Source organism: Paenibacillus sp. EKM211P, assembly GCF_011066175.1.
Lineage (GTDB): Bacteria > Bacillota > Bacilli > Paenibacillales > Paenibacillaceae > Paenibacillus > Paenibacillus polymyxa.
Genome location: NZ_JAAMNS010000001.1, coordinates 273,853 through 286,099 on the forward strand (window position 1 = coordinate 273,853; position 12,247 = coordinate 286,099).

A 12,247-nucleotide genomic window follows, 5' to 3' on the forward strand; every position below is an offset into this window, starting at 1 on the left:
GATGATTGAAATCAAATTTTTGAATATTTCAAAGTATTTATGACTTAAATTTATGTTTGTGATCGCAATCACAAGACGAGCGTAATAATCAAATACAATAAGACTATATAGGCCCAATCCAATTACAAACAGGAGAGTGAATCTACATGAAAAAATCAAACCTCATTCAATTTCAGGAATATAAAGAAGCTGCATTTACAAAACGAATTGTGCATAAGGAAGCCGACAATGTCATTTTTATTCTCAACTTCACCCCTAATGCTGAGCTACCAACACATAATCATCCAGGAGCGAATGTATATTTGCTTGTTCTGGAAGGAAGCGGTATTGTAACTGTAAATGGTGAAGAAACGGAAGTTGTCCAAGGGGATATGATCCATATTACCGGAGATGAGCACTTTTCCTATCGTGGTAGTGTGGAAGCGAATTCCAGCCTGCATGTGGTGTTGACCAAAACGCCAAGTGAAAACTATGCACAAAATATATAAAGTATAGAAATCGCAAGAAGAGGAACTGCAGTCCAAACATATAAAAGCCGCTTGGTCATTTAGACCAGGCGGCTTTTGTATTGGAGAGACACACCCCGGAATACGCTATAAACCGGCTGTCTAGCGGGATTACTGTACCTGTGACAGCGCTGAATGTCTAAGCCACAGTAGGTCACGGTTGTGTTCAGTGAGGAAGAAGCTGGGGGCAATAGTTTTCACGCTTTGGAGCGACCTTATGATGAAATCCCGTCTGTACAAATGGCTTCCGAAGTGCCACAATACGTTTTAAAGGCCATTTTTCTCCAGCTGGAATATCGTGCAAGGCTCGTGAAGTAGTTAACCCCAATAAAATGACGTTTCATCGAAAGGAGGAAGCAGGTTATGAAGCTGCATCGAGCCATTGTAGTGGATGATGAAATTTTCACCCGCAAAGGGCTGATTCAACTTGTCGATTGGGAAATCTGTGGCTTTGAAATCGTGGGTGAAGCTGATAACGGTGAGGATGCGCTGGAGCTAATCAGTCGTCTTCACCCAGACCTGATCATTACCGATATTCGTATGCCTGTGCTGGATGGATTAGAGCTGATTCGATCTGTACTCGAACGGAGTACCCAACATCCTGCTTTTATTATCATGAGCGGCTACAGTGATTTTGCTTATGCGCAGCAGGCACTCCGCTATGGAGTTCATGATTTTATACTTAAGCCGGTTGATGATGAGGACTTTTCGGCTACACTGCGCAAGCTGAGTGAAAGATTGCACCGTGAACAACAGAACGCGCAGCGATATCAGAACCACCTTACAGGCGGGCTGCTAGAGACGATGATGATGAACCCAGTGGATGATGCAGTGGTGACACATTGGGAGCAACAGTTGCGGCTTGGAGAAGCCACGTATATGTACTATGTACTCGTCGAGCTGAACGATCAGCATCCTTGGCACTCCGGTGACGATGGCGTCATGCTATCACTTTTCCAGTTCAGGGAACTTATAGAGCAAGCACTTCATCGTTTAATGGGCAGCAAGTACCCTCTCTATGTCCATGAGCATCGTAACCGGATTGGTCTTATCGTACCGGACTTCTTTTTAGAGTGTTTTGAAGCCAAGGTGGAAGTTTTTATGAAAGCGCTACAACAGGAGATAGAGGGGATGGAGTCACTAAAAGACCGGTTGGGAAGTCGGGTGTTCGTTTATGCGGGAAGTCCTGTGAATCAGTTGCGAGATATCCAGCAGTCCTATGCCAGTGCAAAAGAAGCAGTGCTCCATAAATACATTCATGACCATAGTGGTATTGTTGTCTATCTGCAGGGAGAAATGCCACCCCTCCACTATAGGACCATTCGTCAGGACGTACTCGATAGCTTGACAGAGCAGATCGAGGAACTCCAATTGGAAGAGCTGCGTGCGACCGTAGATTATTTATTTAGCAGCTTTCGGGAAGAGCATTATGCCCCTGAGGCTATGAAAATGAGTCTGCATCAATGCGTTCTTAGTATCGTGCGGGTCATTCAAAACATGCAGGGAAATGAGCGCTCAATTCAGTCACTGGAACCAATGATCAACTGGCAGGATATGAATCTGTCGCTGGGTGAACTCCAGCGATTGTTTACAGCCTTTGCCGAGGAAAGTGGAAAATATATTGGGATGCTGCGCAAGGAATGTCAGCAGGGAGGAATCCAGCATATCCGTGCTTACATTGAGCAGCATGCTGACGAGAATATAAGTCTGAAAAGTATTGCGGCCCGCTTTTACATGAATCCGGTATACCTCGGTCAATTGTTCAGAAAAACATACGGGGTGTACTTTAACGAATTCCTGCTGAAATTACGCATTCAGGAGGCGAAACGCCTGCTACGGCAGACGGATCTGCGTATATATGAAATTGCGGAGCGCGTGGGCTTCGGCAGTTCAGACTATTTTGTGACTCAGTTTGAAAAGCTGGCGCACGTCACGCCAAGTGAATACCGCAATAGCCTGAGTGTTGGGTACGAGCCAGAGAGGTCCGGCGAATGAAGAGGCTGAGAACTATCCTGGATCATATACGGCTGCGAGATAAAATGCTGCTGCTTTATTTCCTCTGTGTTTTTACACCTATAGTGCTGACCAATCTGATCTTTTACCATGTTACCTCGCAAAATGTGAAGGAACAGCGTATTCAGGATATTACGCGCGCACTGGAACAAATTAAAATTGAATTTCACCGGGAATTTGAAGATGCGATGGAAATCTCGTCTATCTTTTATACCGATTATCGACTCAATGAGGTGTTGGAAGAAACATATCCCCACCCTGCTGACTATATTGCTGTTTATGACTCTTATTTACGTCGTATCTTAAACAATACGTACAGCCCTGTGTACCAATCCGTAGGTGGAATTACGATCTACACTGATAATTCAACGCTGCTGAATTCCGGGGGAATCAGCTTTATAGATGAGAAGGTCAAAGGCTTCCCCTGGTATACCCAAATCCCGCCTGGACGCCAGTCCAAGCCTATATTTGTCCGTACCGACGACAGTACCGACGAGCAGACACACCCCTTCAGCCTGATTCGACGGATGAACTACTTTTATTCCCCAAGTGGTCGTGAAAAAATACTAAAAATAGAGCTGCGAATGTCGTCCATTCGGGAGATTTTCAATAACCTGAATTTACAGGGGAGTCTCTTCCTGCTTAACGAACGGGGAGAAATTGAATACACAAATGATCCCAAGGTGGATATAAACCATAAAAGCGTGGCCTATAGTACCCTCAAGCTGCCCGAGAACACCATGGAGTTCAAGACCAGTTATGTGCTTACAAATAATCTGAACGGCTGGAGCATTGTGGCCGCAGTATCAAGGGATGAAGTGCTGTATGAAATGCAGGAACCTCGCAATTTTGCGCTCTTGTTAACCTGTGTGAATATGCTGCTGCCCACCTTGATCATTATTTGGATTACACGTTCGCTGAACGTGCGGCTTCATCGCATTTTGAAACATGTGAAAAAGGTGAAAAATCAGCATTTTGAACTCATTCCAGGTATGGAGTCGAGTGATGAAATCGGACAGCTAACAGGTGAATTTAATCGGATGACGCTGAGAATCAAACGACTGATTAACGATGTTTATATGGCCGATATTCAGCGAAAAAATCTGGAGATTCAGCGTAGACATGCCCAGCTGAATGCACTTCACAGCCAGATCAACCCCCACTTTCTGTTCAATGCGCTGGAGACGATTCGCATGCGAAGCCTGATGAAGCATGAGGATGAGACAGCCCGCATTATTCATAACATGGCACGGATTTTCCGCAATTCGCTGGTGTGGAACAAGGATCGAGTTACTTTGCGGGACGAGTTGGAGTTGATCCGTTGTTTTCTGGAAATCCAACAATATCGCTTTGGTGAGCGAATACAGTATGAGGTACAGGCACGTTCTAAAGACTTGGAAAATCTGATCCCCAAGATGGTCGTGCTAACGCTAGTTGAAAATGCAAGTATCCATGGCATTGAGCCGCTCAAGCATGGGGGACGCATTGAGATCCTTTTTGAGCATGAGGAAGGACGACTGATTCTAACGGTTCGGGATGATGGGGTTGGCATGTCTGCGGAACAGGTGCAGCGCTTATATGGTTACATGCAAAGGCAGGAAGAAATGGGTGAGCGTATAGGTCTGCAAAATGTCATCTATCGTCTAAAACTTTACTACGGGAAACGCTTTGAGCTCGCCATTCGCAGTGCACCCGGCGAAGGTACGGAGATTCGTATCATGATTCCTGCGGATCGGGTATAAAACCTTCAAAAGTGTAAAAAACCTAAATAAATCATTTTTCTACAAAAAATTTCATTTTTCGCTATATACTCCCCTTCTATTATATGGTAAATATGAATATATACTAAAAATCAATAATAAGAAGAAATAGTCTAGGATATCTTAACACTAACGAAGTTTTGAATAGCTGGCCAGCTTTCAAATATAACTAATTTTTTTATTGGAGGAAGAGTATGAAGTTTACTAAAAAGTTAATTAAGTCCTTAGCGGTTGTTGCTATTATTGGTTCAATTTCCGCCTCTGCTTATGCTTCTAGTACCATTGAAGGAGGTTGGATTGAAGGGAAGGGTAATTTTTCTAATAATAATTCTCGTCAAGAGCTTTCCTTACGTGCTGCGAAAAGTGTTCCAGATCACCAAGGTTATACGGAAGCTAAGCCAGGAAATTCAGATTTAGAAAGAGCAGTTGCTATAACAAAGTGGGAGGGTGAATACCACTATTCCAGAGCACAATTAACTTGGGCAGGAAGTGTACGTCTTGATAGCGACAGACAATGGGGGTGGGATCGTACCAGGGCTGTCACTGGTTATGGTGAAGCTATTCTTGTAGCGAGAACTTTTTACGGCGGTAGCCAAGAATAATTAAAAATTAAAGAAGGTGAGATTGTTATTTCTTTAACAATTTCACCTTTTATTACGAGAGGTATTTGAAATGAAAAGTAAGCTGAAGGAAATTTCCGGAAATGGACTAATACCAATATTCGTACTGTATTTTTTATTGAGTATGATTATGATCTCTGTGAGTTATTACATGGTACAACAAAAAGAATTAGACTCCTTGTCCAGAGGTCTTTACCAAGAAAATAGTTTATTCTTTATGGTAGATCAAAATTCTGCTCACGAATTGGACTGGCGTAAGCTCCGAACTACGTACCCATTTACCATATTCAAGGAGCTTGAAACTGGGGAAATGAATGTGCGAGCTCTTTATTATAAAGAGGATACATATAAGCCACCAATTGTTGCAGGGAGATTTTTTAATGAGGACGATTTTTATAGTGATCATAGGTATGCTGTAATTGGACAACATATTGCTGAATCAGCACTTACGTCTCTTGACGGGAGACGGTATTATCTGTTCCAAGGAAAAAAATTTGAAGTCATAGGTTCTATGGGGGCGGCCTATCCATCAACTCTGGATACAACGGTGCTACTAAACTTGGATGCCCTTGGTCAACAAACTCACCTAAATAATATCTATGTACTAAATTCTCCCGCAGTGTCCTCTGTTATCAAAAATGGATATTTAATTTTTGAAAACTTAAGCGCTAAGGTGAATGTATTTGACCGCGGTGATGCTGGAGCACAGAGATATGTGGGCATAGACATATATCGTAATACGATCATAATTACTGTATTTCTGTTGTTGGTTTGCTCCAGTGTTATATTTACTATGAATTGGTACGATAAAAAGAAAACTGAAATAACTTGGTTATGGATTATGGGAATTAAGTCAGAGAAAGCGATAGTGAAATTTTCCAAACGATATTATGTAGCCGTCTCCCTGTCTTATTTGCTTATGTGTACAATAAGCCTTTTCTTATTTTTGATCGCTGGGGCTTCAATAGAAAATATTGAACTGTACGTACAATATCTGCTTATAGGCTACGTATTAATTCTCTTATCTTCTTATCTTTCCATATCCGTTACTGTCAAAAGGATAGGTAGATCAGGAAAGGACTTAAGTTTAAATGAGAATGGTATACAGTGAAGTTTTAGAAAGCGTACAAAAGAACAAAAGTACAACGATATTTATTCTCCTTCAAATTACTATTTTGTTTTTTTTAGTTACTGTTTTATTTTTGAATTTTAATCATTTAGTTACGAAATCAAGTAAAACAGCAGCCTTAGGGGCACAAGACAGTTTCCAGTTATCAGACACTCTAACGAATAGTGATGAATTAAAAGAACTTATGAATCAACCGATGTTCTTAACCAAAATTAAAAATTTTTATAATTATGTAGAGAAACATATAGGTGAGAAGTATATCTACATTTTTACGCAGCCTGTTGACCTCATTCATTTTGAAGGAGCGGACAAGGCAAAATTTTCACAGGATTATGAACAAGGATTTGAACCGAATGTCTTTACTATCAATAACAAAGGCCCTTATGTTTCTATAAAAGCTTTACAAATTAATAAACAAGGACTAGATCAGTTTTCCATTGAAACAGATGAGGGGGAGAACTTGACCGCACATGATTTTAATCATGTGGGTCATACAAGCATTCCTGTACTCCTAGGAGCAGAATATAAGCAACTATATAAAGTAGGAGATATTTTAAAAGGGAAATATTTGTTAAAAGATTTTGAGTTTTATGTAAAAGGGTTTGTTAAAAAGGATTCACTTGTTTTTAATGCTAATAACCCGGAAATATATCTTGATCGGTATATTATTATGCCCGCACAACAGTTTACAAGTGTCCCAGATACTAAGGAAGACTTTAACTTTCAACAGAAACACTATCTCCAAATGATAAATGGGGACATTTGGAGTTCGGAAACCGAGTACTTTGTAAGGAGCAAGGTAGAAGAAGCCCAAAAAAAGACTGGTTTTTATGATACCCAAGTTCTTGGAGCAAACAGCCCACCATTAAATTTTATTTTTTCAGCGCTACACGAGAATATCATGGTACTCAGTGTTATAACTATAACTATATTTGTGGTGTGTATTCTCAGCATTTCGATTTTAATGGTAACTAAATTAGAAAAAAATATGAAAAACTTATCTATTCACTTGATCTCTGGAGCAACGATAATGAATATACTTTTCTATTTTATTGCAGAGATAGCATTTTTGGTGATAGTTCCAGGTTTAATTAGTCTATTTCTGTATACTTATCTTATTAACTTTAAAATGGGTAGTTACTTCATCACGATATTGCTGAGTATGCTAATTATATTCGCGTTGTCTACACTTCTACTTTACTACAAGACGAGGAAGTTGCAGGTTAGTATGTTTTTAAAACGAATGGAGTGATTGGTTTTAATGATTACAATAAATAATCTTCACAAAACTTTTAAGGTGGGGGAGAGGGTTTTGGAAGTATTAAAGGGTGTGGATTTGAGTATTAAAAGGGGCTCTATGACAGCAATTATGGGTAGGAGCGGTTCAGGAAAATCCACTTTGCTAAATATAATTGCTGGATTAGACAAACCGGACAGTGGGACTTACATGTATGAGCAAGAAGATCTGACTACTAAAACTCTAAATCAATTAGCAGATTTCAGAAGAGAAAAAATAGGATTTATTTTACAAAATTATGCTCTGATTGATACCAAAAATGTGTTCGATAATGTGGCTTTACCCCTAAAATATAGTAAATACCCTAAAGCAAAGATTAGTCATATGGTGGAAGATGTTTTAGAAGCATTAGAGTTAGAAAAGTTAAGTTTTCATTCTGTTGATATGTTGTCTGGTGGTGAAATGCAGCGGGTGGCGATAGCAAGAGCTCTTGTTCAAGAACCAGAAATTATACTGGCTGACGAACCGACAGGTTCCCTTGACGAACACTCTGAACAGAATATTTTGGGTATTTTCAAGGATTTAAATATACAGGGGAAAACTATTGTAGTCGTAACGCATGACCAGCAAGTCGCAGATGCATGTGATGAAACGATTTATATCAAAGAAGGGAAAATACGTTATTACTAATTTGTTTTGTCATGGACGCCGATGCTGGATTGGCGTCCATTTGCTTTGAAGGACCTTCACCTATAGTTTCCTAAGTAACACCTTTAGATTGACAGGTGAACAAGATGAACGGCATTTTATAAAATGAAAGTGCTTACAATTTAGGGTGCGCGGGATCTCGTTGTTCAAGGGGCGTGCGCATGATATTCACACATAATTGACAAAAGAGGCCGAAAGGGGAAGGTCTGGCATGACAAGCAAAAGGTTCGGAATCATCAGTCTGGTAATGGTTATGATGGCATCTATGATCACTGCTTGCTCAGGGAGCTCGGATAAGGAGCCTGCGTCGGGAGATAGCAAGGAGAAGGTCACGTTCACGTATTTTAATGCCACGGCGGGAAGAGACATTAATACCAATGAAACGCGGATCGGAAAAGTTTTGGAAGATCAGACCGGCGTGAACTGGAAGCTGGAGCATTTGGTAGGGGATTCGAATACGAAGATTGGCACGTTTATTGCAAGCAACGATTACCCGGACGTAATTGTACCGGATGGGACGATTGATAAACTGCTGGATGCCGGGGCTTTTATTCCCCTGAATGATTTGATCGACAAATATGGGCCAAATATCAAGCGTGTATACGGACCCTACTACAACCTGATGAAAGCGGAGGATGGGAATATCTATTTCCTGCCGTTTAGCGCGGTGGTCGGCGATTATTTGTCTGCTCCTAACATAGAGCAGGGAGCTTTTTGGATACAGCGCAGAGTGTTGAAGGAGGCGGGATATCCAAAAATAAAAACGTTAGATGAGTACTTGGCTCTGATTCGGAACTATACGAAAAAGCATGCAGACGAGGGATTAACCGGGTACTTGGCGCTAACCACGCAGGATAGGTTTTATGCGCTTACGAATGCGCCGATGCATCTGGCAGGCTATCCCAACGATGGCGGCACAATTATTGATATGAAAACACACCAGGCGACGGATTATGGAGATAAGGACATCACTAAACGGTACCTGAAAGAGCTAAATCAGCTTAACGCAGAGGGCCTGTTCGATAAATCGTCCTTTGTGGACAATTACGATCAATATTTGGCGAAGCTGACCTCGGGCAAGGTGCTGGGCTTTTTCGATTACCGCTGGCAGGCAGGGCAGGCTCTAAATAACCTGCAGGAGGCTTCCAAGCGATCGGGTAATGATGATCTGGAATATGTAGGGCTGCCTGTTGTATACGACCGGAATATAAAGGATCAGTATCTTGATCCGTCGTCATTTGTTAATAACCGAGGCATTGGAATTACAGTCAGTGCCAAGGACCCGGTACGTATTATCAAATTTTTCAACAATCTGCTGACCGACGAAAACCAAGTATTATCCAACTGGGGGATCAAAGGTGAAACCTATGATGTAGATAAAAATGGGCGCTTTTATCGGACCAAGGAGCAAATTAAAAAGACGGGTGAGGATGCGTTCCGTGACTCATTTGGGTTCAAATATTTTGAATACAGCTGGCCGCGATACGGTAACGGTTCTTCCTTGCCCGACGGCAACTCGGCTAGCCCCGGACGGCAGCCTGAGGTTGCGCGTATGTCGTATACCGAAGGTGATAAAAAGCTGCTAAAAGCAAACGGTGTAGAGTCCTTCTCGCAGATGTTTTCCGCACCTGACGAACGTCCATGGTTCCCAGCCTGGAGCATTCAGGTTGCCCAAGGCTCACCAGCGCAGATCTTTCAGCAAAAAAAGGGAGACCTGCAGCGCAAATATTTCCCGCGCTTGGTGCTGTCTGCACCGGCACAGTTTGATGCCATTTGGAATGAATACACCACCGAGTTTAACAAGCTGGATGTGAAGGCTTTTGAGGAACTGATCACGAAGGAGGTTGCCAAAAAAGTCAAGACGGTCGGGAAAAAATAAAGGAGGAAGCAGCTATGAGCTACACGTCACCGCCACCTGTTACGACCTCCTCGGGTCGTTTGCCGTCCTCACGGCGAACCGGCTTTAGGGGATTTATACACAAGCTGAACCAGCAGCGTGCACTCGTATGGATGTCCGTCCCTTTTTTAATCTGGCTGTTTATTTTTAAATATTTGCCTCTTTGGGGCTGGACGATTGCCTTCCAGGATTTTAAGCCTGCCCGCAAGCTGCTTGATCAGCAATGGGTTGGATTGAAGCATTTCCGTTTTCTATTTCAGGATGAACACTTTCTGCGGGTGATGCGCAATACGCTGGCGATGAGCTTTATTAATCTGGTGCTGGGATTTGTTACCGCTATAACACTAGCAATTTTGCTGAATGAGCTTCGTCAGATTGTATTTAAGCGAGTGGTGCAGACGATCAGCTACTTGCCACATTTTATTTCGTGGGTAGTTGCGGCCAGCATTATTAGTACGGCGCTATCAGCAGACGGCGGCATTGTCAATGAGGTGCTGATGTGGCTTGGACTCATTAAGGAACCTATTCTGTGGTTGGGTGAGGGAAGCTACTTTTGGGGGATTCTCGGAGCGTCGGAGGTATGGAAAAATGTCGGCTGGAATACCATCATTTATTTGGCCGCGATGACCACGATTGACCCCTCGCAGTATGAAGCGGCCGAGATGGACGGAGCAGGGCGGTTTCAGCGGATTTGGCATGTGGCCTTGCCGGGATTAAAGCCTGTATTTATCATCCTGCTCATTATGAACATTGGCAACCTGCTGGAATCAGGCTTTGAACCGCAATATTTACTGGGCAACGGCATGAACGTGGATTACTCGGAAAACTTAGATATTTTCGTCCTGAAATATGGTATCCAGATGGGGAACTTTTCGCTTTCCATTGCTGCTGGAATGTTCAAAACGGTGGTTAGCTTCATTCTGTTGTTTAGCGCCAATCATATTGCGAAGCGGTTAGGGGAGGAGCGGTTGTTCTAAAAAAAGAGTGAGTTACGGGGGAGAAGGTCGCTTCGCGTGCGGATTGTTCTTCCGATCACTGTTATCCCCGGATTCTCTTATTGGAATAAAAATCATAGGTTAAAATCCGGGAATAAAGGTGAACGCTCCGCTTCTTTAGAACAATTCCGCCCGCTCCGCTGCTATCCTCCGTAAAGTCATTTTTTAAGAACTGAGGGTTGTAGCAGGGGAACTTGCTCATCCATTCTACAGGGAAGGTCAGTGGATTTTTAACAGGCCGCTTCGCGGACCTCATCAAGACCTTACCAACGAACTACAACACGACTTCTTATAGTCCCAAAAATAATCCACATAATTCACTCCAATTGCCACTAGATATAACCACTCAAAATGATAGTTCCAAGTAACAGTACCAACAAACTCTAAGAATAATCAATCGGATTTAAGTGCAGGACTAGGCTATTTTTTAGAAAGGAGAGGAAGTCATGGGCAAAGGGAAGGCCATACACGGGCGATTTCGGGCGCCCTCGGATCGGATTTTTGATGCGTGCAATGTTGTGTTTATGCTATGCCTAATGGTGTTCACGCTGTATCCATTTTTAAATACGTTGGCGGTTTCATTAAATGAAGCGAATGACTCGATTCGGGGTGGGATTTATTTGTGGCCGCGTGAATTCACGTGGAGTAATTATGAATTTGTATTCAAGGAAGCGACGATTTTTCATGCTACGTTAATTTCTGTATTACGTACGGTCGCGGGTACAGTGACCTCAGTGTTTTGCTGCGCAATGGTGGCGTATACGATCAGCCGACCGGAATATGTGCTGCGCAAATTTGTTTCGATTGCTTTTATTTTAACGATGTATTTTAGCGGTGGATTGATCCCCAATTTTCTCTTGATTCGTGAGCTTGGGATGCTGGGAACCTTTTGGGTGTACATCGTGCCGGGCTTGATCGGGGTGTTTAATGTCATAGTCATTCGCTCCTTTATTGAGGGATTGCCAGAGGGAATTTTGGAGTCGGCACGTATTGATGGGGCTGGGGAGTTTGCTACTTTTATGCGCATTGTTTTGCCGCTGTGTGTGCCAGTGCTGGCAACGGTATCCCTGTTCACGGCGGTCTCGCAATGGAATTCCTGGTTCGATGTATTTTTGTACAATTCGTCGTATGAGCAATGGAGCACTCTCCAATATGAGCTGATGAAAATTCTGCAAAATTCCAATACGTCCGTTAACGCTCAGGACTATGCCAGCCAATTTGCAGGGTCGGAAAATTTGGCGAAGGCGGTTACGCCTACCTCTATTCGTGCCACGATGACGATTGTTGCTTCAGTGCCTATTATTTTAGTCTATCCGTTTTTACAAAAATATTTTGTGAAGGGTATGACCTTGGGAGGCGTCAAAGGATAGTGAATATTTTAC

The 12,247-nt window shown here is 42.5% G+C and carries 11 protein-coding genes; all 11 read left to right on the forward strand.

Going from position 1 to position 12,247, the window contains the following annotated elements:
* Window positions 1-146: 146 nt before the first annotated feature.
* Window positions 147-488: a cupin domain-containing protein gene (locus tag G9G57_RS01260; RefSeq protein ID WP_040102590.1), complete on the forward strand. Its 342-nt coding sequence runs from the start codon at window positions 147-149 to the stop codon at window positions 486-488.
* A gap of 180 nt (window positions 489-668) precedes the next feature.
* The gene (locus G9G57_RS01265; RefSeq protein WP_013373670.1) at window positions 669-824 is read left to right on the forward strand and encodes a hypothetical protein; all 156 of its coding nucleotides are present in this window, start codon (window positions 669-671) and stop codon (window positions 822-824) included.
* Window positions 825-869: 45 nt separating this feature from the next.
* A complete protein-coding gene (locus G9G57_RS01270) occupies window positions 870-2,501 on the forward strand; it encodes a response regulator (RefSeq protein WP_164964390.1) in 1,632 nt (543 codons plus the stop codon).
* The gene (locus G9G57_RS01275; RefSeq protein ID WP_164964391.1) at window positions 2,498-4,261 is read left to right on the forward strand and encodes a sensor histidine kinase; all 1,764 of its coding nucleotides are present in this window, start codon (window positions 2,498-2,500) and stop codon (window positions 4,259-4,261) included. Before G9G57_RS01270 ends, G9G57_RS01275 begins: the two co-directional genes overlap by 4 nt.
* A gap of 212 nt (window positions 4,262-4,473) precedes the next feature.
* Window positions 4,474-4,881 (forward strand): hypothetical protein, encoded by a 408-nt coding sequence (locus G9G57_RS01280; RefSeq protein ID WP_013373667.1) that lies wholly within the window; start codon window positions 4,474-4,476, stop codon window positions 4,879-4,881.
* A gap of 70 nt (window positions 4,882-4,951) precedes the next feature.
* Window positions 4,952-6,010 (forward strand): ABC transporter permease, encoded by a 1,059-nt coding sequence (locus G9G57_RS01285; protein WP_013373666.1) that lies wholly within the window; start codon window positions 4,952-4,954, stop codon window positions 6,008-6,010.
* Entirely contained in the window at window positions 5,991-7,280 is a 1,290-nt protein-coding gene (locus tag G9G57_RS01290; RefSeq protein ID WP_013373665.1) for an ABC transporter permease, read from the forward strand. The genes G9G57_RS01285 and G9G57_RS01290 overlap by 20 nt, the downstream gene beginning before the upstream one ends.
* Before the next feature lie 9 nt (window positions 7,281-7,289).
* Window positions 7,290-7,955 carry an ABC transporter ATP-binding protein gene (locus tag G9G57_RS01295; protein ID WP_113050066.1) on the forward strand — a complete coding sequence of 222 codons (666 nt, stop codon included), beginning with the start codon at window positions 7,290-7,292 and terminating at the stop codon, window positions 7,953-7,955.
* Window positions 7,956-8,184: 229 nt separating this feature from the next.
* A complete protein-coding gene (locus G9G57_RS01300; RefSeq protein ID WP_013373663.1) occupies window positions 8,185-9,852 on the forward strand; it encodes an ABC transporter substrate-binding protein in 1,668 nt (555 codons plus the stop codon).
* Window positions 9,853-9,866: 14 nt separating this feature from the next.
* Window positions 9,867-10,847 (forward strand): ABC transporter permease, encoded by a 981-nt coding sequence (locus G9G57_RS01305; RefSeq protein WP_113050065.1) that lies wholly within the window; start codon window positions 9,867-9,869, stop codon window positions 10,845-10,847.
* A 464-nt stretch (window positions 10,848-11,311) separates the two neighbouring features.
* On the forward strand, window positions 11,312-12,235 hold the full coding sequence (locus G9G57_RS01310; protein WP_016822680.1) for a carbohydrate ABC transporter permease: 924 nt from the start codon (window positions 11,312-11,314) through the stop codon (window positions 12,233-12,235).
* Window positions 12,236-12,247: the final 12 nt, after the last annotated feature.